The sequence below is a fragment of the Arthrobacter sp. SD76 genome (assembly GCF_049726125.1).
In the GTDB taxonomy this organism is placed as follows: domain Bacteria; phylum Actinomycetota; class Actinomycetes; order Actinomycetales; family Micrococcaceae; genus Arthrobacter; species Arthrobacter nitrophenolicus.
The window spans coordinates 137,278-161,715 of the sequence record NZ_JBNBLR010000002.1; the positions used below are offsets into that span (position 1 = coordinate 137,278).

General features: G+C 63.9%; 22 protein-coding genes and 4 pseudogenes. 9 read left to right on the plus strand and 17 right to left on the minus strand.

Going from position 1 to position 24,438, the window contains the following annotated elements; translation table 11 throughout:
* Positions 1 to 708 precede the first annotated feature (708 nt).
* From dprA (ACPEE0_RS22395) to ACPEE0_RS22435, 9 genes are all read right to left on the minus strand, one after another.
* The gene (gene dprA / locus ACPEE0_RS22395) at positions 709 to 1,719 is read right to left on the minus strand and encodes a DNA-processing protein DprA (RefSeq protein WP_424575467.1); all 1,011 of its coding nucleotides are present in this window, start codon (positions 1,717 to 1,719) and stop codon (positions 709 to 711) included.
* Positions 1,720 to 2,090: 371 nt separating this feature from the next.
* Positions 2,091 to 2,246, minus strand: a complete 156-nt coding sequence (locus tag ACPEE0_RS22400) for a hypothetical protein (RefSeq protein WP_424575648.1) — start codon at positions 2,244 to 2,246, stop codon at positions 2,091 to 2,093.
* A gap of 132 nt (positions 2,247 to 2,378) precedes the next feature.
* Positions 2,379 to 3,035, minus strand: a complete 657-nt coding sequence (locus tag ACPEE0_RS22405; protein ID WP_424575468.1) for a hypothetical protein — start codon at positions 3,033 to 3,035, stop codon at positions 2,379 to 2,381.
* Between the two features lie 143 nt (positions 3,036 to 3,178).
* The gene (locus ACPEE0_RS22410) at positions 3,179 to 3,370 is read right to left on the minus strand and encodes a hypothetical protein (protein ID WP_424575469.1); all 192 of its coding nucleotides are present in this window, start codon (positions 3,368 to 3,370) and stop codon (positions 3,179 to 3,181) included.
* Positions 3,358 to 4,155 carry a DUF4192 family protein gene (locus ACPEE0_RS22415; RefSeq protein ID WP_424575470.1) on the minus strand — a complete coding sequence of 266 codons (798 nt, stop codon included), beginning with the start codon at positions 4,153 to 4,155 and terminating at the stop codon, positions 3,358 to 3,360. The genes ACPEE0_RS22410 and ACPEE0_RS22415 overlap by 13 nt, the downstream gene beginning before the upstream one ends.
* A gap of 661 nt (positions 4,156 to 4,816) precedes the next feature.
* Positions 4,817 to 5,263, minus strand: a complete 447-nt coding sequence (locus ACPEE0_RS22420; protein WP_424575471.1) for a hypothetical protein — start codon at positions 5,261 to 5,263, stop codon at positions 4,817 to 4,819.
* Between the two features lie 42 nt (positions 5,264 to 5,305).
* On the minus strand, positions 5,306 to 5,656 hold the full coding sequence (locus ACPEE0_RS22425) for a hypothetical protein (protein ID WP_424575472.1): 351 nt from the start codon (positions 5,654 to 5,656) through the stop codon (positions 5,306 to 5,308).
* Positions 5,657 to 5,947: 291 nt separating this feature from the next.
* The gene (locus ACPEE0_RS22430; protein ID WP_424575473.1) at positions 5,948 to 6,091 is read right to left on the minus strand and encodes a hypothetical protein; all 144 of its coding nucleotides are present in this window, start codon (positions 6,089 to 6,091) and stop codon (positions 5,948 to 5,950) included.
* A gap of 85 nt (positions 6,092 to 6,176) precedes the next feature.
* A complete protein-coding gene (locus ACPEE0_RS22435; protein WP_424575474.1) occupies positions 6,177 to 6,608 on the minus strand; it encodes a hypothetical protein in 432 nt (143 codons plus the stop codon).
* 1,614 nt (positions 6,609 to 8,222) lie between these two features.
* On the opposite strand from ACPEE0_RS22435, the gene ACPEE0_RS22440 reads away from it, so the two are divergent.
* Positions 8,223 to 8,546, plus strand: coding sequence for a hypothetical protein (locus ACPEE0_RS22440; RefSeq protein WP_424575475.1), 324 nt, complete (start codon positions 8,223 to 8,225; stop codon positions 8,544 to 8,546).
* Positions 8,547 to 8,655: 109 nt separating this feature from the next.
* Here the strand turns inward: ACPEE0_RS22440 and ACPEE0_RS22445 are convergent, their stop codons facing one another.
* The 4 genes and pseudogenes from ACPEE0_RS22445 to dprA (ACPEE0_RS22460) all read right to left on the minus strand — a co-directional run.
* Entirely contained in the window at positions 8,656 to 8,808 is a 153-nt protein-coding gene (locus tag ACPEE0_RS22445; RefSeq protein WP_424575476.1) for a hypothetical protein, read from the minus strand.
* A gap of 183 nt (positions 8,809 to 8,991) precedes the next feature.
* Positions 8,992 to 9,246: a DUF4192 family protein gene (locus ACPEE0_RS22450; RefSeq protein WP_424575477.1), complete on the minus strand. Its 255-nt coding sequence runs from the start codon at positions 9,244 to 9,246 to the stop codon at positions 8,992 to 8,994.
* On the minus strand, positions 9,174 to 10,016 hold the full coding sequence (locus ACPEE0_RS22455; protein WP_424575478.1) for a DUF4192 family protein: 843 nt from the start codon (positions 10,014 to 10,016) through the stop codon (positions 9,174 to 9,176). The genes ACPEE0_RS22450 and ACPEE0_RS22455 overlap by 73 nt, the downstream gene beginning before the upstream one ends.
* A 572-nt stretch (positions 10,017 to 10,588) precedes the next feature.
* A pseudogene (gene dprA / locus ACPEE0_RS22460) lies at positions 10,589 to 11,496 on the minus strand (DNA-processing protein DprA); the annotation flags it as partial.
* Between the two features lie 962 nt (positions 11,497 to 12,458).
* Here dprA (ACPEE0_RS22460) and ACPEE0_RS22465 point away from each other — a divergent pair.
* The 6 genes and pseudogenes from ACPEE0_RS22465 to ACPEE0_RS22490 all read left to right on the plus strand — a co-directional run bounded on the left by ACPEE0_RS22465 (position 12,459) and on the right by ACPEE0_RS22490 (position 19,950).
* On the plus strand, positions 12,459 to 13,181 hold the full coding sequence (locus ACPEE0_RS22465; protein WP_424575479.1) for an AAA family ATPase: 723 nt from the start codon (positions 12,459 to 12,461) through the stop codon (positions 13,179 to 13,181).
* 249 nt (positions 13,182 to 13,430) lie between these two features.
* Entirely contained in the window at positions 13,431 to 13,781 is a 351-nt protein-coding gene (locus ACPEE0_RS22470) for a hypothetical protein (RefSeq protein WP_424575480.1), read from the plus strand.
* 1,448 nt (positions 13,782 to 15,229) lie between these two features.
* The gene (locus ACPEE0_RS22475; RefSeq protein WP_424575481.1) at positions 15,230 to 15,730 is read left to right on the plus strand and encodes a hypothetical protein; all 501 of its coding nucleotides are present in this window, start codon (positions 15,230 to 15,232) and stop codon (positions 15,728 to 15,730) included.
* Positions 15,731 to 16,268: 538 nt separating this feature from the next.
* Positions 16,269 to 17,894: pseudogene (gene istA, locus ACPEE0_RS22480) on the plus strand (IS21 family transposase); the annotation flags it as partial.
* Between the two features lie 66 nt (positions 17,895 to 17,960).
* A pseudogene (istB, locus tag ACPEE0_RS22485) lies at positions 17,961 to 18,748 on the plus strand (IS21-like element helper ATPase IstB).
* A gap of 545 nt (positions 18,749 to 19,293) precedes the next feature.
* Positions 19,294 to 19,950, plus strand: a complete 657-nt coding sequence (locus ACPEE0_RS22490; RefSeq protein ID WP_424575482.1) for a TraM recognition domain-containing protein — start codon at positions 19,294 to 19,296, stop codon at positions 19,948 to 19,950.
* Between the two features lie 117 nt (positions 19,951 to 20,067).
* On the opposite strand, the gene ACPEE0_RS22495 is transcribed toward ACPEE0_RS22490, so the two are convergent.
* The 3 genes from ACPEE0_RS22495 to ACPEE0_RS22505 form a co-directional block, all read right to left on the minus strand.
* The gene (locus ACPEE0_RS22495; RefSeq protein ID WP_424575483.1) at positions 20,068 to 20,625 is read right to left on the minus strand and encodes a hypothetical protein; all 558 of its coding nucleotides are present in this window, start codon (positions 20,623 to 20,625) and stop codon (positions 20,068 to 20,070) included.
* The gene (locus tag ACPEE0_RS22500; protein WP_424575484.1) at positions 20,585 to 20,860 is read right to left on the minus strand and encodes a hypothetical protein; all 276 of its coding nucleotides are present in this window, start codon (positions 20,858 to 20,860) and stop codon (positions 20,585 to 20,587) included. The genes ACPEE0_RS22495 and ACPEE0_RS22500 overlap by 41 nt, the downstream gene beginning before the upstream one ends.
* A gap of 529 nt (positions 20,861 to 21,389) precedes the next feature.
* Positions 21,390 to 21,824 carry a MarR family winged helix-turn-helix transcriptional regulator gene (locus ACPEE0_RS22505; RefSeq protein WP_424575485.1) on the minus strand — a complete coding sequence of 145 codons (435 nt, stop codon included), beginning with the start codon at positions 21,822 to 21,824 and terminating at the stop codon, positions 21,390 to 21,392.
* A 15-nt stretch (positions 21,825 to 21,839) separates the two neighbouring features.
* On the opposite strand from ACPEE0_RS22505, the gene ACPEE0_RS22510 reads away from it, so the two are divergent.
* Positions 21,840 to 22,847, plus strand: a complete 1,008-nt coding sequence (locus tag ACPEE0_RS22510; protein ID WP_424575486.1) for an alpha/beta hydrolase — start codon at positions 21,840 to 21,842, stop codon at positions 22,845 to 22,847.
* A 275-nt stretch (positions 22,848 to 23,122) separates the two neighbouring features.
* Here ACPEE0_RS22510 and ACPEE0_RS22515 read toward each other — a convergent pair whose 3' ends face one another.
* Positions 23,123 to 23,548: a DUF4158 domain-containing protein gene (locus tag ACPEE0_RS22515; RefSeq protein WP_424575487.1), complete on the minus strand. Its 426-nt coding sequence runs from the start codon at positions 23,546 to 23,548 to the stop codon at positions 23,123 to 23,125.
* Positions 23,549 to 23,844: 296 nt separating this feature from the next.
* Between ACPEE0_RS22515 and ACPEE0_RS22520 the strand changes: the two are divergent.
* Positions 23,845 to 24,389 (plus strand): annotated as a pseudogene (locus ACPEE0_RS22520) (recombinase family protein).
* Positions 24,390 to 24,438 lie beyond the last annotated feature (49 nt).

Below are 24,438 nucleotides of genomic sequence, written 5' to 3' on the forward strand. Positions count from 1 at the left end.
GGAGCGGGTACGTACAATCCCTAGGGACAGCAGCAAAAACGTCGTAGACACACAGGTGGTGACGGGCCGGAGCTCTGCGACGGACCGGCAGCACCCAACAGCCGGCCGCGCCAGCGGACGCCCGCTCCTTTGGTGCGAGCCCTGCGAGCATGCTCTTTAAAGCGACCACGGTCGCCCGACGTCCGGGCAGCATGGCGGGCCGCCGGCGTAAGCCAGCGGGGCTGGGACTGGTGCGGGATTGGCGGTCCGCCGCCGGTGACCCACGACGGAAGGCTTCTTGTTGCGGCGGACCGCCCGCGGTGACCGGCCCCCGGGAGGTCCGGTCATCGGGTGTCAGCTGGTGAGGTTTTGGATGGTGGTGGCTGTTGCTTCGGCGTGGCGGGTGAGGTTTTTTACTTCCTGCGTCTGCGGGGGTGGCGGTGATCCTGTCGATCAGGGCCTGCCAGTGTTCCAGGGCCTTGAGTAGGGCTGGTGTGAAGCCGGAGAGCGGCCGGTCTGCCAGTCCAAAGTGGTAGAGCGCGTCGGCGAGGTGCGGCCTTGCGATGGTTTCCGCTGTCGCTGCCGCGTGCCGACGCTGTCCTGCCTCGTGGTGGGCCTCGTAGTCGAAGTCACCGTCGGCGTCCCAAAAGCTTGTCATGATCGCTGCCTTTCGTAGGTAGGGCTGCTGGCACGGGGTGGCCGGTGCTGGACCGGCCACCTGGTGCGGGTTTAGCTGGTGAGCAGTTCGGCGAGTTCGGCAGCGTCGGTCACCAGGACGGCGCCGCCTTCTTTGAGGAGCCGGTGGCATCCTGCCGAGTTGGCGCTGTGGATGCTGCCCGGGACTGCGGCGACGTGCCGGGCGATGGTTTCGGCGTGGTGCGCTGTGGTCAGCGCTCCGGAGCGCCACCGGGCTTCCACAACACAGGTCACTCCGGCCAGCGCCGCAATGATGCGGCCCCTGTCCAGGAATCTGGCCCGGGTAGGGGCGGCTCCCGGGGGCTGCTCCGAGAGCGTCAGCCCGTTGGCGCGGATCGCGGCCGCGAGGTCCGCGTTTCCGGAGGGGTAGTCCCGGTCGAGGCCTCCGGCGAGCACCGCGATGGTTGCCGGTCCATCGCCGCAGCTTCCGGCCAGCGCGGCGCGGTGGGCGTGGGCGTCGATGCCGTAGGCGAGGCCGGAGATGATGCAGATTCCGCGCTGGGCCAGCCCGTAGGCGATGTCGCCGGTGACGGCGGCGCCGTAGCTGGTGCTGTCACGGGACCCGGTGAGCGCCACGGACCGGGACGGCGCGGGGATGCCATTGTCGATGGTGCCGCGGTACCACAGCCCGTACGGGGCGTCGGGAAGGTCGTTGAGGCCGGTTGGCCAGTGCTCGTCGCCGGGGGTGAGGAACCCTCCGCCGAGGCCTTTGATGATGTCCAGGTCTGCTGCCGGGTCCAGTCCGGGGACGCGGGGCGCCCAGCGGCGGAGCCCTTCGGTCAGGTCCTCGCTGGTGACGTCCCAGAACGGTTCGGCGCGGTGGGCGCCGGTGGCGATCTTCAGCGCATCCGGGGCGCCGTGTTTGGCCACGAGGGCGCGGCCTACAGGGTCGGCGGGTTCGAACAGGCGGGCCAGTGCGGCGCGTGCGGTGCGGTTGTCATCGTTCATGTGGTGGTGTTCCTTCTTGTCCGAGAAGTGGTGGGTGGGGCGGCTCAGGTGCCCGGCCAGCTCCCCTTCTCCCCCGTTGTTTTTGCCTGCTGGCAAGCTCGCTTGCTCGGCGCCCGAACCGGCCCGTCTACCCATCGGGCAAGAGCAGAAAAATCTTGCGGGACCGCAGCGAAGCAAGGTCCCTGGCCTAAGAATTTTCGGCTCGCAGGCCCCGGAGTTCACGGAGGGGCTAGACGGGTTGGGTCGGGTGCCGAGAATCCGAAGGACAGCAGCAAAAACGTCGTAGACACACAGGTGATGACGGGCCGGAGCCCTGCGACGGACCGGCAGCACCCAACAGCCGGCCGCGCCAGCGGACGCCCTTTCCGGTCTTGAAAACCACAGAGCCGGCACCCACGTGGGTGCCGGCTCTGTGGTGTTCCTCGGACAAAGGAAGACTCCGGGTGCAGCGTCAGCGCTGCAGGGGTTTAGAAGTTGTGGTGTTCCTGGGCCCAGCCGAGATCCACCGGCTCGGCCGGTTGGCCAGCAGTGAGCAGGCTCAGTTCAAGGATGTCTTCGCCCAGACTGGCGTTCTCGCCGGGCTTGTCGTCCTCGGTGAGGATGTAGTCGGTTCCCATGCTCACGCTTCCTGGTCGGTGCAGTGTTCCGGTGTTCACTGTAGCCGTGGTTTCTGCGCGTTCACTGGGTGTGGCTGCCGACAGTGGACATCTTTTTGGGCGTTGGGTGGTAGCCGCTGCGCCCCGGCGGGTGCCGGCTTACGCGGCGCGGGTACCGCCCAGGTGTGTGCCGTCGGCGAGCCGGTACGTTGCACGGTATCCGTCGTGTGCCACGACGGTGGCAGTTTTTGCCCGACGGTTAATCTTCACACGGCCGTTTCTGCCGATGAGGTCGGCGTGGGCGGCAATTTCACCGGCACTGTAATCACTCAGGGGCCGGTGAGTGCCTTCGAGGTACTGGCCGAGTGCGGCCTGCAGCCGCTGGGCGGGCGGGCGCTCACGCCGGTTGTTCTGAGCGGTCGGGGCGTCAGGGTGGGGCGCGAATACACGCCCGTACAGGACGGCCAGGCCAGACAGCATCAGCCCAGCGGCGATGAGCAGGAAGAGGTCCGGCGACCACGCGGTGGTGTTCGGAAAACGCAGGAAGAAGAGCATGAACCTTGCGTGCTGCGCGGTCAGGCCGGGGCCCAGGGTGCTGCTTCCAACTTTGCGGACGGTTCGCAGGGCAATAAGGACGGCGAGAGCGACCACGGCGGCAATCGTGGAGATCATGAAGAACGCGGAGAGCATGAACGCGGCATGGTTGAGAGCCCTCTCCGGATGCAGGATGATTCCAACGATTCCGGTTACGGTTCCAGTGCAGGCCAGGCAGCGCGTGACCTTTTTCGCGGCTCTGAGGTGGTTCATTGCGTTCATGGTGGGCATCCTAGAAGGTGGGTCGGACAACGGTGCCGGGCACGATATGGCGGCCGGGGGAGCGCAGCGGAGGAGGCCGCCCCGCCACCGCGGAAACGGGGCCGGGCCGGCTGTGGTGATTCCGGCCCGGGCCCCGTTTTTCGTCAGATGAGGCGGCGCTGGTAGGCGGTTTCAGGGTCGCGGGCGACGTCGGCGATGTAGCCGCGGTTGATCAGTTCCCGCAGCAGCACGGCGAGGCGGAAATCAGTGACGTCCTCGGCGGCGAGCTTCAGGTAGCGGTCCGCTTGGGATCCGCGGCCTTTGAGCCATTGAAGCCAGCCCATCAGGGTGAGCATGGGGCGCGCTGCCCGGCCGGTACGACCTTCATCAGGTCGAAGGCGAGGGCTTCGGCGCGGTCCACGCGGTCCCAGTCCGGGCGCCCGGTGAATTTCCCGGTCAGGGTGTCAGCGAAGGTGCCGTGTGTGGTGATGGTGTCGCGGAACAGGTAGTCGCGGATGTGGCGGTGCTGGAATGCTGCTGCCAGCTGGCGGGCGGTGTCCGTGTCCGGCGTGCCTTCCCCGTCCAATACGGCCGCCCACGTCCCGCATGCAGCCACCAGGTCCTCGTCGGTGCCTTCCGGGGCCTGCACCGGAGGTGCCCACGTGCCCAGCAATTCAGGGTTGTACACATCAAGGTGCGGCGCGGACCCGAAATAGGTCAGCGTCACGTTGGCGTTGCTGTCCCGAATCTCATCCAAAGGGTTTTTCTCGGCCGTGCCGTAGGTTGCCCAGTGCGTGCCGGTGACCAGCAGGACCATGCGGACGGGCATCCGCGCCGTGGCCAGTTCGGTGGTGAGGGCTGCGACGTGCGCGGCGTAGGGGTAGCCGTGGTCCGGGTCTTCGTCGGTGTAGACGATGACGAAGCTGCCCGTTGCTTTCTCATCATGGGCGGCGTAGGTGGTCATCATCTGCGCGTAATCGGCCGGGTCCGCCTCTGCCGGTGCGTCCAGGCGCAGGCTCGCGCCAAGGGTGCCAGCGCGGGATGTCAGCACCACGAAGGATTCCTTCGGTTCTTTGCCGAGCAGGTGCGGGACGGCGGCGATCAGGTCGGCGGAACCGGAAATGGTGAGCTTGTCAGTCATTGTGTTTGTTCTTCCTTCTTGTCCGAGAAGTGGGTGGGTGGGGCGGCTCAGGTGACCGGCCAGCTCCCCTTCTCCCCCGTTGTTTTTGCCTGCTGGCAAGCTCGCTTGCTCGGCACCCGAACCGGCCCGTCTACCCATCGGGCAAGAGCAGAAAAATCTTGCGGGACCGCAGCGAAGCAAGGTCCCTGGCCTAAGAATTTTCGGCTCGCAGGCCCCGGAGTTCACAGAGGGGCTAGACGGGTTGGGTCGGGTGCCGAGAATCCGAAGGACAGCAGCAAAAACGTCGTAGACACACAGGTGATGACGGGCCGGAGCCCTGCGACGGACCGGCAGCACCCAACAGCCGGCCGCGCCAGCGGACGCCCGCTCCTTTGGTGCGAGCCCTGCGAGCATGCCCTCAAAGCCATCACGGATCGCCCGAAGAATCCGGGTGACCATGGCAGACCGCCGGCGACAGTAGCCTCTGCTGGGACGGGTGCGAAATGGCGGTCCGCCGCCGGCAACCCACGGCGCGAGGCTCCCCCGTGCGGCGGACCGCCCGAACCCTGACGAAAGGGATGCAGCCCGGACATGAGAGAAGGCCGGTCACCAGTGAGTGGTGCCTGACCTTTTTCGTTCCTTCCCCATGGCGTTGGGCAGCTACGAATACAGGTAGATCAGATTAGGTGCGGTCAAGCCCCAGGAAGGAGATCAGGGCATCGGACTCGGCAAAGACGGAGGTGATGAGCGAGGCTATGAAGAGCAGCGCTCCCCCGATCAGCAGAACCCAGGCATATCGTGCCCTGCGGTCTTTCGCGTGAGTCCAGGCGGCTCCCATGGCGCCGAGTGCGAATCCAATCAGCGCCCATCCGGCCCACGGGAAGCCCAGAACGACCGTAATCCCGGCGGCAAGGGAAACCACAGCGGCGAGCACGTACATCACCAGCACCGTGCGCGCGGACTCGAGGGCCGCGATTTCTTCGTCGGCTGCCCTGAACATCGCCGCTTCCTCCTCCCGTTTCCGAACCCGCGCGGAGGCGCGCCTGGATGCTGCCGCGCCGGACGCGCCGACGGCCACGGCTCCGACCAGACGAAGAAGCTTTCCCGGCATGTTCTTCAGAGTCTCCACATCAATCCTTATCCTTGACCGACATTATTCTCACCGGGAGCCTCACAGGACGCCTGTTACATCACCGACGGTGAAAACTACCCCTGTGACGACAAAGGCTGCGCCCACCGCCGCAAGGGTGCGTGCCCGCCATTTGATTTGGTTGGTGGCGATAAGAGCGATTCCGAGGCCCATCACACCCAGACCAAGCACTCCCATCCACGGGCCTCGATACGGTGTCAAGAGAGCCGCCACGAAGAGCAACGCGACACTCACCCACCCAAGGCGACGGGCTTTCCGGTGCTTCTTTGCATCAATCAATGGATCGGTGCTTTCGGTCGCTTGCGTGTGCATCGTTTTCTCCGGATCTCTTCCGTGGTCGTCTTTATCGATCGTATCGGCGGCCCCCGACAATGAGCCTCGGGATGGCCGTCGGGTGCCCGTTTCTGGGTTGCTCGGGTACCGGTGGTCGGTCCCGCTGGGGACCGGCCACAGGTGCTCCTATTCGCGCCGATCGTGGAGCGGGACGGCTCCGTAGTGTCCGGCTGCGCGGCGGAACCGGCTGTCGCTGCTGAAGATGAACGTGCCGCCGAACATGTACCACGGCTTTGGTTCACCGGCCGGGATGACGGGTTCGGCATGGACGGTTTCGTCGTGGAAGTACTTGTTCTTGACCAGCCGGACCGCCGGGCGCTTATCGGTGGCCTAGAAATCCGGGTCGATGCCCTCGCCAATGACGGTTACTTCCATGACGCGGGCGGAGATGCCGCGGTTGGAGAAGTCGGTGCCCAAATCGTCGCGGTAGATCAGGGCGGTAATGCCTTTGGCGGTGGTGGTGTCGTTGCTCAAGCTGGTTTGCTCCTTGGAGTCGGGAGTGGCGGCTGTGCCGCCCGCCTGACGTGGCGGCGGATGGCACAGCTCGATGGGGGGGTAGTTAGGCGACGTTCTGGACGATGTAGGGCATCCGGTACCGGCTGGGGAGTTCGGCGGCCGATTCGGGGAGGTCAACGGGGCCTTGGGCCTGCCCGTTCTTCCAGTACAGGAAGGCCTGCTCGGATATCTCAGTCCACTGCCTCGCTTTGGTCCGGAACCAGTAGCAGGTCACGTCTCCCTCGCAGTAGGTGGCGACGCCGAACAGGTTGCCGATGCTGTCAGCGGTCCGGGTCACGGCGACCATGACGTAGGGCCACTGGCCCAAGTCCCAGCCGTCACATCCCCAACTGGAAAGAACTGCCCAGCCGTGTTCTTCAATCAGTTCCATCCAGTCGTAGCCGCCGTTCATGTGGTAATCAACCAGCGCGGGAACATCGTGGATGATTTCGCCGGTATCGGCGGTGGTGATCGTCTTGGTGGTGATGACGTTCATGTGGTGGTGTTCCTTTTTGTCCGAGAAGTGGGTGGGTGGGGCGGCTCAGGTGACCGGCCAGCTCCCCTTCTCCCCCGTTGTTTTTGCCTGCTGGCAAGCTCGCTTGCTCGGCACCCGAACCGGCCCGTCTACCCATCGGGCAAGAGCAGAAAAATCTTGCGGGACCGCAGCGAAGCAAGGTCCCTGGCCTAAGAATTTTCGGCTCGCAGGCCCCGGAGTTCACGGAGGGGCTAGACGGGTTGGGTCGGGTGCCTAGAATCCGAAGGAATCTCAATGATGTTGTCAAAGGATCCCTTCGTCCTTGGTTAGGGGTCCGAGCCCCGCCGTGTAGACATTCGGGATGCAGGATTGGGGGCTTTCGTGGTCGTCACAGTGGTACTTCCTGTCGTGATGGGTGGGGCGGCTTTGGTGACCGGCCAGCGTCCCTTCTCCCCCGGGCGTTTTTTGCCTGCTGGCGGAGCATCGCGGAGCTGTGCCCGACGGAGCCGGGGCAACCCGAAGGGCAAGCAGCGGATGGGTTGTGGGAGGAAATAAGCGAAGCGCCGACACAAGGCATCGGCTGAGCAGCCGTCCGCAGGACGGTTGAGCCGGTGGAGCGGGCACGTACGATCCGCAGGACAGCAGCAAAAAAACCAGAAAACGCTTCTACAGCCCGAGCGAAGCGAGGCCCTTTCTTTTGAGGCTTGGGCACCGGGCCGACCAAGTTCAGGGCACGTTTTAGGCGACCGCCGCACGGGTTTAGGTTCTGGTGCTTTTCCGGGCCGCGCGGACTCGCCAGTGTCGGTGGAGCGTTGCCGGACTCCAACCGATCGCGCGTAAGGAATAGATATCAAAATGGGCGGAATTGCGCGCAGGGAGCGGTTTTAGTCTTTTTAGACACGCCGTCTTTTCCACGACACGCTGGGCGTTAAAATGTGCCTTACTACTCCACAGGGTGTGGATTCCGTCCTCGAAATCGGCGCGATTTCGGCTCTTTAAAGGGCCGCGCCTGTGGATTAAGGGGGGATTAAATGACATACTTGTAATACATCATCTTGGGGTTCCAAAGGGGCGTCTGCACTACATGTAGTGTGGACGTAGAGCTCATCCCAATGGTGTTCTCTACGACAGAAGCGCACGATCGGGTGCAACCGATCATGCGCTTCTTTTACAAAAAAAATAGGGACCAATGCCTCGCAGGCAAAGTGCCTGCGTCAAAGTCCAAGGAATTGTTTTGTGTCGTTTCCATAGCTCCGGAACGTCACAACAGACTACGAGTGAGTCTGTGGCCTGTCAATCCAGTTGGCAGCTAGCGTTCCTCTGCACCTGGCGGTCCTGGGAAGGAGAGTAGCAGTGGCTACTCAAAGGATCCGGATCCGTATCAAGCGGACCATCCGAATCATCCCCGTCCGGCGATAAACGTCGGTAACTCTGGGCCGACAGCGGTCACTCGACGCTGTCGGCCCAGAAGACCCCATACAGCCAAGCAAGGACACTGAAATGCCAAAGAACACCAAACAGACCAGCACTAAAGCAGCGAAAGCCGCAAGCAAAGTCCTAAGGGACGGTCGCACCAGTGCAGCTTCCAAGACAGCCGCGGCAAGCGCCCTCTCCCAGAAGGGCAAGGGAAAGTAATTGACTGTCTTCTACTTCAACAACACAGGCAACCCCATCGCGTTCCGGCGCCATCCAACCGACAGGTTCCTATTCGACAAGAGCGGGAATTGGATTGGTTGGTTTCCTTGGGGTGATAACGACGCTGCTGACAAGGAAGGGAACTACCTGGGCACGGTCGTAGGAAACCGCCTGCTCAAGCGAGATTTCCAGCCCTACCGCGGTTACCCCGGGTATCCAGGCTATCCCGGATACGCCGGATACCCCGGATACCCGGGCTTTGCCGGGTACAGCGGCTATCACTCGGGGTTCTCCGACGTCCCGGAGGCCAGCCTTAAAGGCTGACACAGTAAGTGCTTCGCCCTGGAAAAACCTGAGCCGGCCCCTGGGGCCGGCCTCAGCTTTTCCCTCAGCAAAAGGAAAATTAGTGCTGCAGCGTCATTGCTGCATCAAGTTATAGGTCCAGTGGGGATTTCTCCCAAGAGATATCGACGATGGGGGCGCCTGGCTGCGGCATGGTCAACATCGAGAGCTCGAGGATGTCCTGGGCGTGGGTGGCGCCTGCGGGTGCTGCGTCGTCGTCCGTGAGGATGTACTCGTGGCTCATGTGCTGCTCCCGGGCTTTTAGTGGTTCGTGTTCCTTTTCCACTGTAGCCCGGCGTCCATCTGATGCCTGCTTTTGGTGCTGCGCCCGCGGCAGCGTGATCGGCGGCCGGAGGAGCGCCAGCGGGGGAGGCCGCCCGCGCACCCAAGAGGGCCGGACCGCTGTCGCGGTCCGGCCCTCACCTTTCTAGCGGTGGCGCTTGTAGGCGGTGTCCTGGTTCTTGGCGACGGGGGCGATCGTTCCCCGGCTGACCAGCTGGTCCATGAGTTCGGCGAGCCGGTAGCCCGGCGTGTCAGTCAGGGCGATCTTGAAGTGGTCGGCAGCTACTGACGACTGGCCTTTGAGGTATGCGAGCCAGCCGATCAGGGTCAGCAGGGGCGCCCGGTAGCCTTCCGGTGCGGTGTCGATGAGGTCCCGGGCAATTTCTTGCGCCCGGTCCACGCGGTCCCAGTCTGGGCGATACCCTCCCCCATGAGCAGGTTTCCGCTTTCCTCGGCGTTGGGCAGCTCCGGGTCAATCACGTTGCAGAACAATGTGTCGCGCAGGTCCGGGCGCTGGAAGCACGCCAGCAGCTCCACCGCCGTTGCTGGGTCCATCCAGCCGTCCCGGGTCATGGCCTCTGCCCACAGTTCCCGGCCCGGGGCCAGCTCCGCGCCGAGCACTCCCGGGAGAGCGTTACGGATCTGCTCCTCCCTGTCGGCTGGGCCTGCGAACGGTGCGTAGTTGGTGCCGGGCGTCTTTTGGTAGCTGCTGCCCCGGAAGACCAGTTCCGCGTTCAGTTGCCCGTCGGTGATGGATTCCAGCGATTCGGGCGGGCAGCACCCGGCGTCGCTGTCGCACAGCAGGTTCTGCCAGTGCGAGGGGGTGACCAGCCACGCGTCCTGCAGCGGGGTACCTGCAGTGTCCAGCGCCTCAATGACGGCCTCGACGTGGTCGTGGAAGGGGCGGGCCTGTCCGGGCGCGGGGGTGCTGGCCGTGTAGATTGCCAGCAGCACCGCTGTGGCCTGCGTGTCCAGTGCGAGGTATTCCCTCATGGAAGCGGCAAAACCGGCAGGTTCCGCGGACGCGGGGGCGTCGACGCGCAGTGTCGCGCCCAGCGTCTTGCCCCTCATGGTCAGGAACACAAAGGATTCACGCGGTACGAAACCGAGGGAGTGCGGGATGAAACCGAGGATGTCGGCGGGGCTGGAGATGCGGATTGCGTCAGTCATGTTGAAAGTCCTTTGCTGAGGATGATGGTGGGTGGGGCGGCTTTGGTGACCGGCCAGCTTCCCCTCTCCCCGTTGTTTTGGCTGCTGGCGGAGCTTGCGGAGCTGTGGCCGACGGAGGCCTGTCTACCCTTGGGCAAGGGCCGGGAAATTCCCGGAGGAAATCAGCGACGAAGGAGCGCCGCAGGGACATTTCCCGCTCCGCAGGCCCCGACGAAGGAGGGGCTAGACGGGCCGGAGCGGACACGTACAATCCGTCAGGACAGCAGGCAAAACGTCGTAGACAGAACAGGGCCAGGGTCGGCGGAGCCCTGCGGAGCCGGCACTGGACCCACAGCCGGCCGCGCCAGCGGACGCCCTTTCCTGGTGAGCTCTGCGAGCCCTCCCTCAGCACCCCGGGTCTTCTTACGGGTGTCCCGACTCCGGGCGGCCGCGGGCCCCGGGTTGCCGGCACTGCGTGTGCGGATGGCGGTCCGCCGCTCGGAACCACGACGGGAGTTGGCCATGACGGCGGACCGCCCGCGGTGACCGCCCCGGCAACGGGACGGCCACCTTGGAGAGGACTAGCCTGCGAGGAGTTCGGCCAGCTCGGCGGCATCGGACACCAGCACCGCCCCGCCTTCCTTCAGGAGCCGGTGGCATCCTGCGGAGTTGGCGCTGTGCACGCTGCCGGGACGGCCGCGACGTGCCGGGCAATGGTTTCGGCGTGGTGGGCGGTGTTCAACGCCCCTGACCGCCAGCGGGCCTCCACGACACAGGTGACCCCTGCGAGGGCTGCGATAATGCGGTTTCTTCGCAGGAACCTGTACCGGGTCGGGGCGGAACCCGGCGGGAGCTCTGAGAGCGTCAGGCCGTTGCCGCGGATCGCGGCCGCGAGGTCAGCGTTACCGGACGGGTAGTCCCGGTCAAGGCCTCCGGCCAGTACCGCAAGGGTCGCGAGTCCTTCTCCCTGGCTCCCGGCCAGAGCGGCCCGGTGCGCGTGCGCATCGATGCCATAAGCCAGACCCGAGACGACGCAGAGTCCACGTTGGGCCAACCCGTAGGCCATGTCCCCTGTCACGGAGGCGCCGTAGCTGGTGGCGTCCCGGGATCCGGTCAGGGCCACACACCGGGACGGTACCGGGATGCCTTGGTCGATGTTGCCCCGGTACCACAGCCCGTATGGGGCGTCGGGCAGATCGTCCAGGCCTTCCGGCCAGTGTTCATCTCCCGGGATGAGGAACCCGCCGCCCAGGCGCTCGATGGTGGCCAGGTCCTTTTCCGGGTCCAGCTCCGGCACTCGGGACGCCCAGCGCTTCAACGCGGCAGCCAATTCTTCGGCCGTGACATCCGGAAGGGTGTGCGCGGGCTGGGCGCCGGTCGCAAGCCGCAGTGCGGCGTACGCGCCGAGCCTGCCCACGAGGGCCCGGCCGATGCGGTCGCCGGGTTCGAAGAGGCGGGTCAGGGCTGCGCGTGCAATGCGATCGTTCATGGTTTTTCTCATCCTTTGCTGAGGATCCGGTGGGTGGGGCGGCTTTGGTGACCGGCCAGCGTCCCTTCTCCCCCGGGCGTTTTTTGCCTGCTGGCGGAGCATCGCGGAGCTGTGCCGACGGAGCCGGGGCAACCCGAAGGGCAAGCAGCGGATGGGTTGTGGGAGGAAATCGAGCGAAGCGCCGACACAAGGCATCGGCTGAGCAGCCGTCCGCAGGACGGTTGAGCCGGTGGAGCGGGCACGTACGATCCGCAGGACAGCAGCAAAAAACGGAAAACGCTTCTACAGCCCGAGCGAAGCGAGGACCGATTCCGGTGCGGCCTGCCGCGCCGGCTCACGCAGTAGAACCGGGCGGCAGGGACGGAGCACCGCGGCGCACTCGTCTTCTTCTATGGCTAGGGATTCGAGGCATCTGAGTTTTGAGACACATCGCCTCAGTTCGGGAGCAGACTGCCGCTGTCCGTGAGGAGATGGCGTGAGGGGCAGCTACTTCCGACTTTGCGGCGTAGGCTCGGCCCCTGCGTACCGTGCGGGCTGATTCGGATGACTCCGTCGGAGGGGGCGATCTATCTCCGATCTATAGAGTGCGTTTCTGGTTTCCCCCGGCGGCCGTGGATTTCGCATGGCTCGTTGATGAATGGGATGTCACTGACGCCAGCGAGGTAACTGACGTTATCGCCTGGGCAACAAGCAAGGCAGGAGAAAATCCTTTCGAGATTTTCGTTCGTTGGGAGGATCACCATATGGCCAGGGACGACCAGCTAGAGCCTTACTACCGGTATGCACGCATTTACTGGCGGCCTGCAGTCGAAGACGCGACCACAGATACCGTCGTCTTTGAATCGAAGTAGCCCGGAGGGGACGTTGCGGTGTCCGGCGCAGAGTCCTTTCACGCATCGTCAGGGCACCGGTGCTCGTTGACGATTCGGACGGACTATTTGTTAGACCAGTGGAGTGGGTTGCAACAATGGGGCATGCCTCCGAACACCTTTCCGATTAGGCGGGTAGTCGAAGACCCCGCCCGTCCCCTGGACCGCGGGCGGTGGCCGGGCGCTTTGGCCCCGGTCGCGCAGGTTTTGGACCACGGCCTCGACCTCACTTCCGCGACTGTTCTCGTCGGCGAAAACGGGTCCGGAAAATCGACACTCGTGGAAGCCATCGCGCTGGCCTACGGATTGTCTCCGGAAGGCGGATCTACAGGGGCCCGGCATAGCACTAGAGCCAGCGAGTCCGTTCTCGCCGATCACCTGCAACTGGTTCGTAACGCCGGTGCCCCGCGGCGCGGCTATTTCCTGCGCGCGGAAACTATGCACGGCTTCTTTACCTACCTGGAGAAGAACCCGAGCACATCGGGTCCGGACATCTCATTCCACGACATGTCACACGGAGAATCATTCTTAGAACTGGCGGTAGATCGGTTTCGTGGAGGCGGACTTTTGGTTCTCGACGAACCTGAGTCGGCTCTCTCCTTCGCGGGGTGTCTCAGCCTCCTCGCGGTCCTGAAAGACCTCATTGCCGGGGGCTCCTCCCAAATCATCTTGTCCACCCACTCCCCGGTCCTCGCAGCTTTACCCGGCGCGCAGATCCTCGAAGTCGGCTCGTGGGGGCTCCGCCAGCGGCATTGGTCTGAGCTCGACCTGATCTCTAACTGGCGTTCGTTCTTGGACTCACCTGAGAGATACCTGCGTCACCTGTAGGGAGCGGCAGGTGGGATCCCGCAACCAGTCGTTGCACCGCGACCCAGCTGTCTTCTATAGCTAGGATTCGAGGCGGTTGGGTTACGAGACACGTTCCGTCTAACTGGGCGCAGCTTCGGTTGCCCGTAACGGAATCCTGATAGGTTCGGCAAAAGCTACTGGGGGAAAAATGAAAAATCGCGTTTCGAAAGCGGCGGCCATCGCCGCTGTTGTGCTGTCATTGACTGCCTGCTCCGGTACCAGGGAATCGTGGCTGTGCACCGGGAAGCAGACACGCGGGACGACCTGCCTGCCGATGTGCGTAACGCAAACCCCAACCAACCTTCTGACTTCAGATTTCTGGTCGAGGACGCGGGAATAAGGTACTTCGCCTCCGAGAGCGAAGACTTCACGAAGGCCTGCATTGTTGTCTATCCCATATACGAGCCCAATCAGTGGAGCATGGGATGCAGCAATGCGATCACGAGTGACCGGGAAATTGTCACGGTAGGCCACACCGGTCAGCCGACAGCGAAGTTGGTGACGACCGGGTTCGATACGCGCGCTCTTGAATCCGCTGGCTGGAGGAAAGTCCACGAGAACGTCCTAGTCGGCTCGTAACTAGGCCCAGCGCGTTGAGACGTGATCGGTTGTGAACAGCATCGAAGCAGAAAGTCACAACGGCTAAGGGCTTCTAAGCTGTTGAAGCATGATCGTCCTGCAAGCTGATCCTTTGGCGGGGGTCGAATCAAAGCGCAGAGACTATCTCCTGTTCCGCTCACGAGTCTTGGCTATGCGCCAGGCCACGACCATGAATACGGCGGCGACAAGGGCTCCGGAGGCTACGGTTAGGCTCACAATTGGCGACTCATTGGTTACTGCGTTCCGCAAAACAAATGTGACCACCCCTAATATCGCGAAGACTGCGGCCAATAACAGTGCCTGCTTTGGAGTCAGCGCTCCGAACTTGCCGGGCTCTTTCATGGGGACAGCGTAGCGGCAGAGGGCCGATGCCGGTGGAAGTTGGTCCGTCAGGGCGAGACCAACTCCTGTCCCGCTCGCCGGTCCCTTTGCCGGCCACAGCCTGAGCTTCCCAAGCTGCCTGCAGCGGGAAGTTTTTACAACCCGTATGAACGGGCCCGCAAGTCCGTGCCGGTCGAGGTGCCTAAAACGCTATGCCCCAACCGTCTCAAAACCCTAGCGTTTTGAGGCGCTGAGGATATGAGACACAGGAATTCAGCTGTCCTGTAAGGGGATACCTTTGCAGGCAGCCGCGCCAGCAGCACTGTGCGAGCTAGTTAATCACTGGTTGTCTTCCTGCCACCCCGTGGTGGTCATGATTTTCGTGGAGATCGAACGGGGCATGACCGCGTTCTCCGTTCCGACCCACATCAGTATTCGGCCGAGCTGCTCACAGACAAAGCCGCTTGCACCGTCCGCTAGTAACGCCCACCCTGGGACCGGGACTCCGTCGACGTTCACGGTGTGAGGAGTTCCTTGAACCAAACTGATTGATCTGATGGTCTGGGCGAGACCGGTGAGCAGCCGATCTCTGGCGAACTCGGTCAATTCCTTTGCGAGGACGCTGATGAGAAACGCAGCGTGATGGGGGCCGGGCTCTCCGGCTAAGGGTTACTAAGCGTTCGGGTGCGTCGGCGCCGGCGCCTGGTCCTGAGGCGATCGAGAAGAGAGCAAGAACCTTTTCGCCGTCTCCTGCTCGCCGCATGGGTATGGATATGTGCCCCCAATCGAGTCCCTTTGTATCTGTTTGGAACGCAAACGGGCCGAAGGCCGCCAGCTCGGCCCAAATTTGATCGCGGAGGGTGGAGTGCGGCGGACCTGATGGGTCCTTACGCTCGTACATTGATCCACCCATGGCTTCATTGTCCATCAGTCGGTGCAAAAAAACGCCGGGCAAGACCGCTAAACGGCACTCCCACAGGGATAAGCCGCCGTTCCGATTTCCTAAGGTTCCGAAGTGCTGGAACAAAAGCTGGGCTAAAACAACGATTCGGGGACGACTTTGAGCTTTTCGGTAGTGGCTGCGTAGGCAGGGCAACAATGGGGGCATGGAGTTCCTTGGGATGTTTCCCGATAGAAAGTCGTTGCGGCAGTCGCTCCTCATCGCCCTGCTCGGTGTTTCTGTAGTAGCTACCGCGGGGGCCTGTTCACGGTCCATGGATGGTGAGCCGCATGAGCCGCCGTGTTTTCCGCCTGCCTATTCAGTAAGTCCGGCAAGCGCCAAGCCTGGGGATGCTGTGACGGTTTCAGCGCCGGGGGCGGACTGCAACCCCCGATACGGTTCCAATGCACAAATTCAAGTGACCGTCACCGATGAAACCGACTCCAAAGTCATAGACACAACGGCTCCAATGACCGATTCCGGGGAGTTCACCTACACCTTCATCGTTCCTGCTGAGATAGCGGTTGGAGAAGCGAGGGTGACGGCAATGCCATACAACATCGACTGGTGTGACGACACCGGCAGAAACAACCGCGCAGCCGGAACTCTGCAATTTGAGCTTGCGTCATGTGCCATGCCGGAGGAGCAGCTCACCATAACGCGCTAAGTAAGTCTCGGTCTATGTCGCGGATCGCAATGTGCCCGTAGACCGGGCCCCTCTGGCCAGGCCTTTGGTTGGCCGACTGCTTCACGAGCCGCTCTGGCATTCTTGGCCTTGATGGTTCCCGTATAAGCCGCCCGAAAAAGCTGCTCGATAGAGGTGCGAGGAACCGACGGTGACAATGACAGCTCGCTCCTAGTTCTGCTGTCCAGCGTCTCGAAAAACAAAAGCTTTGCAAGACACCTTTCAAGGCCAGCCACAGGAACATTGATCCGCGTCATTCCATGCGAGCCGAGGTCTCGCTAAGTCGTCTCAGCAAGGAGCGTCTCAGCCTTGCCTTCAAGGGACCTTTTCGAGCCACAATGGCAGCGTGAGACACCTTGGCTATACACGGGTCTGATTGTGACAGGTTTGAATGGCCCCGGTAAGACGGTTATTTCTGGCCCCACTTCGTGACTCGCCGGGCACTTGTGACGGTTATTCGTGGCCCCGACCCTCAACGTTGGATCCATCAGTGGATGAACGTAGCCGAGGGTGGGTCTGGATGGAGTCGAGAGTGGAGTTATTCGCGCTGATCCGAAGGGACGCCCGGGTCGATGGCCTGTCCGTTCGAGCGCTGGCGGCCCGGCATCGGGTCCATCGACGGACTGTGCGGCAGGCGCTGGAATCGGCCACTCCTCCGGAACGGAAACCAAGGCGGGGAGTGTCATGGCGGCTGGAGCCGTTCAAGGCAGCGATCGACGCCATGCTGACCGAGGATACGACGGCCCCGAGGAAGCAGCGCCACACCGCCAGGAGAATACTGGCCCGGCTGTTTGAAGAGCACGGCGCGGAGGAACTCTCGTACTCGACCGTTCGTGATTATGTGCGGGTTCGCCGGGCCCAGATCGATGTTGAGGCCGGCCGCCGGGTGGAGGTGTTCGTCCCGCAGGAGCACCCTCCGGGCGCTGAAGCTGAGGTGGACTTCGGGGAACTCTGGGTCGTGCTGAACGGTGTGAAGATCAAGTGCCATATGTTCATCTTTCGCCTCTCGCACTCTGGCAAGGCCATCCACCGGATCTATCCGACGCAGGCGCAGGAAGCCTTTCTGGAAGGCCACATCGAGGCGTTCAACGAGATTGGTGGCGTGCCGGTCAGGCACATCCGCTACGACAACCTCACCAGTGCCGTTAGGGCGGTGGCGTTCGGGCAGGGCCGGCAGCGCCAAGAGAATGAACGGTGGGTGTTGTTCCGTTCCCACTTTGGTTTTGATGCGTTTTATTGCCAACCTGGCATCGCCGGAGCCCACGAAAAAGGCGGGGTTGAAGGCGAAGTTGGATGGTTCCGACGCAACAGGCTTTCGCCCATGCCCGTGGTTGAGTCCCTGGATGAGCTTAATGACCGGATCCGGGTCTGGGAGGCCATGGATGACCGGCGGCGGATCAATGACAGGATCCGTACCATCGGACAGGACTTCGAGACGGAGCGACCGTTCCTTGCACCGCTTCCGGTAGAAGAGTTTGATCCGGGTCTGGTGCTGACGCCCCGGGTGGACAGGTCATCGATGGTTACGGTGCGGATGGTGAAGTACTCCGTCCCGGCACGATTCATCGGCAGGAGGCTGCGGGTGTCTTTGCGGGCCTCGGAGGTCGTGGTGTTTGACGGCCGGACCGTAGTGGCCAGGCATCCGCGGGTGGCGGCCCGGTCCGGGCAGTCGGTCCAGCTGGACCACTACCTCGAGGTCCTCAAAACTAAGCCGGGCGCGCTGCCTGGCTCCACCGCACTGGCACGGGCCCGAGAGTCAGGGACCTTCACCAGCGCCCACGAGGCCTTTTGGGCCGCGTCGCGCAGGGTCAACGGAGATGCCGAGGGAACCCGTGAACTTATCGACGTCCTGCTGCTCCACCGCTCGATGGATTCCGGCGACATCCAGGCAGGAATCACCGCTGCACTGGAAGTGGGAGCTGTCAGTGCCGACGTCGTCGCAGTCGAAGCCCGCAGGCAGACCACCTTTTCCTCCCGGGGTGGGGCCAGTCCGGACCGTCATCCCGGTGCTCTTGCTGACGTGAATGTGCAACGCGTTGTCAGCCTTACCCAACGACGACTCCGGGAGCCCGCCGCGGTCATCGCCGGGCTACCGCCGGACACCCGACCGCTCCCATCGGTGAAGGCCTATGACGAACTGCTCACAAAACGCCCCGAAGCGACCGCGTCGAAGGAGAACATCTCATCGAGTCCCACCGCCCCTGCCGCCGCCATCACACCGACCCTGCGCCGACGCCGCGGCCTGACCGAGCAAGCCGCGGTCGCGGCCGTGGATCAAGCCTGCCGCCGGCTGCGTCTGCCCACGATTCGGGCGGTTCTCGACGAAGCCCTGACCATCGCCGGCAAGGAACAGCTCACCTATCAGGGATTCCTGGCCGAGCTGCTGCTGGCCGAGTGCGATGACAGGGACCGTCGCTCCTCAATCCGCCGCGTAAAGGCCGCAAATTTCCCGCGGGACAAATGGCTTGGAGACTTCGATTTCGACGCAAACCCGAACATCAACCCCGCTACCATCCATACCCTCGCGACTGGGGACTGGATCCGCAAAGGCGCACCACTGTGTCTCATCGGAGACTCCGGCACCGGTAAGTCACACCTGCTCATCGGTCTCGGCACGGCCGCCGCGGAGAAGGGATACCGGGTCAAATACGCCTAGCCACCCGGCTCGTGAACGAACTCGTCGAAGCCGCCGACGAGAAGATGCTGGCTAAAACCATCGCCCGCTACGGCCGGGTCGATCTGCTGTGCATCGACGAGCTGGGCTACATGGAACTGGACCGCCGCGGCGCTGAGCTGCTCTTCCAAGTCCTCACCGAGCGAGAGGAAAAGAACTCCATCGCCATCGCTTCTAATGAATCCTTTTCCGGCTGGACTAAAACCTTCTCGGACCCGCGCCTCTGCGCCGCGATCGTAGACCGCCTCACCTTCAACGGCGCCATCATCGAAACCGGCACCGACTCCTACCGCCTCGCCCACACCATCACCCAACAAAACGCCTAGCGCTCCAAAGGAACTGGCCGGCGTTGAAGATAAGGTCATAGTGTCCCAGCCCGAAAGCTGCATCGAGAGTTGATTCATGCGGTAGGTGCTGCTCCAGCGCACGTTCATTGGGTGCCGGTCAAGCCCTCCTGGCGGACTCCAATAAAGCTGACACAAGCACTCAACCCAGGAAAAACAACTTTCGCCAGCGTTTTGCGGGGGCCATCGAAGGCGCAGCCGGAAACGTGCTGCGCGAAAGCCCTGCCGGGCTTGACCTTCGTGAGGCCATCCTTCGCGGAGACGTCGTGCTGTTCAATTTGGACGCAGCGCGGGACGCGCAGGCCGCCCGACAGATCGGCAATCTTGCCCTCCAGGACGTCACGGCAGCCTTTGGAGACTTGGGAAGTCGCCGCTGGCACCGATACCGGGGTCGCAGCAAGGCAGGTGCCTTCTGGGCCAAGAACCTTTGGCTTCCGCTGCGGCGGAAGCTGGGCCCCACTCCCCCAGCCGTGGGAAAGCTTGACGGTTGGTTCCGTGGCCGCGTCGTTTCGTGGTCCCAAGGAAAGATGGAACAGAACCGCATGGGCTACATCGTCGTTGACGAATTTTCAGCACTTGGAGGTTCGCTGCTCCAGTCGCTCTTTGAGCGGGCCAGAAGCAACGGCGGAGCCGTTACTCTGGCCACGCAGGTCAGTACCGCCCTTGAAGAAGCTTCGATGAGCTTCAAGGATTCTGTTATCAAGAACTCCAACGTGAAGGTGCTGCACCAGCAGGACACCAACGCCGAGGAATACGCCGGACTGATCGGCACCGAAAAAGGTATGGCAGAAACCACCCAGATTTTCGATGACAAGGACGAGCTGGGCATGACAACGCGAGCGAGCGGTCAAGGCTCGCTGCGCGAGGTCGAACAGTTCCGCGTCCACCCGAACGAGCTTCGGGACTTGGAACCCGGCCAAGCCATCATCTTCACGAAGACCCCCGCCGTGCAGCACCGGGTGAAGGTCCGCCGCATGACCGCTAGCGGCGGGCGCGTCGAACTCCCCCGTGCCGAAGGTCGAGCCCCCGCACGTGGAACCGACGCCGGCAGAGGCCGCCGCTTCGGCAGCCGATCCCTTCGAGGAAACTGCCAGACTACAGCCGGCGCCCGCGTGGGCTGCCGCAGCAGCCCACGCCAGGACCGCTACCGTAGAGAAGTCAGAGGCTACCCCCAAGGCCAATGACGACTGGTCGAACCACTCCCCCGGCGCGAGCGAACCGCCGCCCGAGGACGATTGATCCAGGTATGACGGCCTCGGGGAACATCGGTACAGCGGTTAACGCCAAGCCGGTGATCTTGTTCAGGCCGGAGCTCCGAGGCCGGTGACGCGGTTCTCGTACTCGCGGCGGGCCTTGCGCTGGGCAGGGATGGCAGGGACACCCTGGCCGCCGTCGAGCGGTTGGCAGCGGGCGAGGAGCTGGCGGTGGACCGCTGGCACTGCCGTGATGCGCAAGGTGTAGCCCTGACCGCGCCGTACGGTCACCCCTTGGTTGAGCGCGGCCCGCTCGGCGGGCTCCAGCTCAGTGGTGCGGAGGAAGTCGGCGACCTTGCCCGGCATGTCGAGGGTGACCGGCAGCTCCGGGGCCGGGACGTCCTCCTCGATGGCGGTGTGGTCGGGCATGAGGTCCGCGACGGCTGTGCGGATCGCGCCGCGACTGACGCCGTGGTCACGGGCGAGGGCGGCGATCGAGCGGCCCTCCAGGTAGGAGGTGCACACGCCGTCGGTCTTGTCGGCCGGGACGGCGGGGCGGCGCCCGCCCTTGCTGCCCTTGGCCTCCGCCGCGCGCAGTCCGTCGTAGGTCAGCTCGCGCTGGAGGTCACGCTGGAGTTCGCCGGCGGCGGCGAGGGTCTGCACCATGAACTTCCGGTGGACAGCAATTCTTCGGTGCGCGGGTGGCGGGCGGTGAGGTCCATGGCGGAGAACGCACCCTCACGGTGTCGCCCGGCCGCTGGAGGGGGTGGAGGCGGCTGGAGGTTCCCGGGTCCTCCTCGAAGACGACGGGGTCCTCGATGCCGGCCTCGTCCAGGACGAGGTTCTGCCGGGCGGTGGACTGCTGGTCGGTCGAGACCCGCTTGTAGACCAGGTTCGCCACCGAGGGGCCCCTTCCGTGCGGAGGATCGGACCCTATCTGTCGTCAAACCCTATCAGCAATCACCATCGGATCTGATTGGATTCGCGCCGCCGCGAACCCTCGGATTGCACCGGTTCATTGGACAGACGGGCAGCCTGTCATCAAACGAATCGTTTGCCGACAGGAGACCCTCGGCAGCTCCTGTCGGGAATACCTGACAGCCCGTCAATGAAGCGCCAGAGCGCCGCAATGTTGAATGACGAGCGAGACGGCCACCGCATCCATGAGGGACTTGCCGGGGGCTTGGCGAGGCCAGTCACCGCGGTGGCGCCTGGAACTGGCACCGTTGGCAGCAGTGGCACTCCTGGCAGAAAACGTGGCTCGTGACGTTCCCGAACCGTCCCGGTGGCCTCAGCATGTGCGCGCGGAATGCCAGTGCGCCTGGCACGGCCAGGCGCGACCGGTGGACAAGGATCCTGCGACCGCCGCAGCCGCGGTCAAGGCCGACCGAGACAAGCGCATCCCAGCAGCAGAGCACCGGACGGACGAATCACTCACGCATGCTGCCTGACGCGGGCGAGGCGAGCATCGCTTTGAGGATGCGTTGCAGCTCGACGCGGTCCTGGGGGGTGACCCTCGCCAACCTGCGGTCGTACTCCGCCGCGAGGGCTGCAAGTGCTTGATCGCGCGCTTTCGTGCCCTCGTCGGTCAGTGCGAGCCGGTGACGCCGCAGGTCCGCCTCGTCGATCTCGCGGCGGATGAAGCCCTTGGTGACGAGGTTGCGGACGTAGACCGTCACGCTCGCCTTGGGCAGCAGTAGCGCGGTCGCGATCTCGGCCGGGTACGGCGATGCCTCCACCTCGGCCAGGACGAAGAACTCTTTCGTTTCCAACCCGAGCTCGGCCAGCTCCGCCGTGCAGGCGTCCATCACGACTGCCAGCAGCCGCTGGTTCAGCGTCCACAGCTGCGCCCCGTCGACCGACATGCGGTCCTCCGTTTCATGTGCTACAGTTTCGTACTAGTTCCAGATCGTACAAGATACCGTCTTGTACTGAGCTCCTATGGAACAACATTATCGCGAAGGAAGCCAGTCATGATCCAGCACCTCACCATCCCGCGCGGTCCCATCAACCTCGCCGCTCACCTCCACCTGCCCAACAACGCCGACAGCAGCGCACCGCTGCCCGCCGTGGTGCTCTCCACCCCCGGCAGCAGCGTGAAGGAGCAGATCGGCGCCAACTACGCCTCCCGTCTCGCCGCCCGCGGCATCGCCGCGCTCGTCCTCGACCCCGCCCACCAGGGCCAGAGCGAGGGCGAGCCCCGCGACCTCGAAGACCCCTACCGCCGCGGTGAGGACATCTCCTACGCCATCGACGCGCTCACCACGACCCCCGGCATCGACCCGCAGCGCATCGGCGTCCTGGGCATCTGCGCCGGTGGCGGCTACGCCGTGCACACCGCCCGCACGGACCACCGCATCAAGGCGGTCGGCACGGTCGTCCCCGTCAACATCGGCCACGCGTTCCGCAGCTTCTCCCCCGCCGGTCCGGCCGCAGCACTCGACGCCCTCGCCAACGCACGGACCGAAGAGGCCCGCTCCGGCGAGATGACCCGCGTGAACTGGCTGCCCGACACCCTTGAGGACGCCGCGGCAGCGGGCCTGACCGACATCGACACCACCGAGGCCGTCACCTACTACCGCACCGAGCGCGGCGGCAACGAACACTCCACGAACCGGCGCCTCCTGCGCAGCGACTCCCTCCTGCTGGGCTACGACGCGTTCCATCTGGCCGATCAGCTCATGACCCAGCCCCTGCAGGTCGTCCTTGCCGGGCGCATCGGCAACACCGGCTCCTACGACATGGGCATGCAGCTGTGGAAGATGGCCCCCAACCCCGTCGACCTCATGGTGGTCGACGGCGCCGGCCACTACGAGATGTACGACGAACCCGCATACGTCGACGCCGCCGTCGAACGACTCGCCAGCTTCTACGCGAAGAACCTGTGACTGCGGGCATGGACGGAGCCTCACTGGACCGGCTCGGTACGGGCAAGTATCTGCTGGTCACCAGCTACCTCAGGAACGGCACCCGGTCGCCACCCCCGTCGGGGTGGTGCGTGACGGCGACGCGCTCGGCGTCTGGACGGCCGCGGACTCCTGGAAGGTCAAGCGGATCCGGGCCCGCGCCGATGTCCTCGTCGGCCCTGCGATCTACGCGGCAATTCGACGGGCGACCAGGTTCCCGCCACCGCCGAGATCTGCGACGCCGCCACCACGGCCCGCTATCGGCAGCTCATCGCCCGCAAGTACGGCATCATCGGTCGCCTCAGCCTCCTCGGCAGCCGACTGCGCCGAGGTGAGGCCGGAACGCTCGGCATCCGGGTGACGCCGACGCCGTGACGCGCATGCCGAGCGCGTGAGTGCATGCTGGTCGCTGTCGAGTGCCGAGGGGGCAGCAGCACCCGGTGACGGCGCAGCCAGCCCACCGCCTGGTTGAACAGCGCCACCGGCCCCTCGGCGTGCGTCCACGCCCGTCCGTGCAGGAACGTGCGGAACCGCCGCGACCACTCCGCATCCTCGTACTCGTGGTACTCGTAGGCGTCCCGGATCTCCCACGCGTGCTCATACGCCGTCGGCTTGCGCTCGGTGTACCGCTTCACGCACGAGACGTCCGCGATGCCGAGCTGCGCGGCCAGGTGCTCGATCACGACCCACGGCCTCATACTTCAACGGGGCAGGCAGCAGCACGCCTATTGCTGCTGGGCGGTTCGATAATCTCTGAGCGCATCTTCTCTGACCCACCTCCTGGTCAAGAGGGCGTCCAGTTCAGCATGGCGCCCCCAAATGCATCAACGGTATTGGATCAGCGTACCTGCGCGGGTCATGAAGTAGGGCTAGGCGCGGGGAACCTCAGGCTCCTTGACGGGGCCAGATATCGCCGTCCTCCCGGGGCCAAGAAAGGTTGACATAGTCACGGGTCAGTACATCCAGCCAGGACGCGCAGCTGCAGCTCGACGCGCTGGTCGCGGTCGGGTCCAGAAGCGCTATGTGTTCGCCGATGTCATCTCCGGCAGCCGCGCCGCGATCGAGCGACCAGGCATGAAAAAGCTCCTGGAGTACGCCGAGCCCGGTGACACTGTTGTGGTCTGGCGCATCGACAGGCTCGGCCGGTCACTGATCGACGTCCTGAACACCGTGACGCTGCTCCAGGACCGGGGTATCAACCTCCGCTCCATCTCAGACGGTATCGACCCGACGACCTCGACCGGGCGGCTCATGCTGAACATGTTAGCCACACTTGGCGAGTACGAACGCGAGCTCATCCTCGAACGGATAAATGCCGGGATCGCTGCAGCAAAACAGAACGGCACACGCTTCGGCCGCCCTGCATCGGATCCTGGCCTCATCGCAGAAAAACTGGCCGTCGCCAGGGATGCCCGGGCAAAAGGACTCACCGCGAAAGAGGCTGCACGCCTGGTTGGCTGGAGCAGAGCTTCGCTCTACCGAAATCAGCAAGCAACAACCGTCCGCCAAACTCCACCGAAGTGAGACGTGGGTTCGATCAGGCAGCCAATGACTGTGTGGCCACTGGCATGGG

What these genes read in the sequence shown, in the direction of transcription:
- ACPEE0_RS22410 (WP_424575469.1), bottom strand. Translation starts at nt 3,370, where the DNA reads ATGCTCACCCTGATGGGCTGGCTTCAATGGCTCAAAGGCCGCGGATCC.
- ACPEE0_RS22415 (WP_424575470.1), bottom strand. Translation starts at nt 4,155, where the DNA reads ATGACTGACAAGCTCACCATTTCCGGTTCCGCCGACCTGATCGCCGCC.
- ACPEE0_RS22435 (WP_424575474.1), bottom strand. Translation starts at nt 6,608, where the DNA reads ATGAACGTCATCACCACCAAGACGATCACCACCGCCGATACCGGCGAA.
- ACPEE0_RS22495 (WP_424575483.1), bottom strand. Translation starts at nt 20,625, where the DNA reads ATGGTGCAGACCCTCGCCGCCGCCGGCGAACTCCAGCGTGACCTCCAG.
- ACPEE0_RS22490 (WP_424575482.1), top strand. Translation starts at nt 19,294, where the DNA reads ATGGAACAGAACCGCATGGGCTACATCGTCGTTGACGAATTTTCAGCA.
- ACPEE0_RS22445 (WP_424575476.1), bottom strand. Translation starts at nt 8,808, where the DNA reads ATGAGCCACGAGTACATCCTCACGGACGACGACGCAGCACCCGCAGGC.
- ACPEE0_RS22505 (WP_424575485.1), bottom strand. Translation starts at nt 21,824, where the DNA reads ATGTCGGTCGACGGGGCGCAGCTGTGGACGCTGAACCAGCGGCTGCTG.
- ACPEE0_RS22455 (WP_424575478.1), bottom strand. Translation starts at nt 10,016, where the DNA reads ATGACTGACGCAATCCGCATCTCCAGCCCCGCCGACATCCTCGGTTTC.
- ACPEE0_RS22405 (WP_424575468.1), bottom strand. Translation starts at nt 3,035, where the DNA reads ATGAACGCAATGAACCACCTCAGAGCCGCGAAAAAGGTCACGCGCTGC.
- ACPEE0_RS22475 (WP_424575481.1), top strand. Translation starts at nt 15,230, where the DNA reads ATGGAGTTCCTTGGGATGTTTCCCGATAGAAAGTCGTTGCGGCAGTCG.
- ACPEE0_RS22465 (WP_424575479.1), top strand. Translation starts at nt 12,459, where the DNA reads ATGCCTCCGAACACCTTTCCGATTAGGCGGGTAGTCGAAGACCCCGCC.
- ACPEE0_RS22510 (WP_424575486.1), top strand. Translation starts at nt 21,840, where the DNA reads ATGTGCTACAGTTTCGTACTAGTTCCAGATCGTACAAGATACCGTCTT.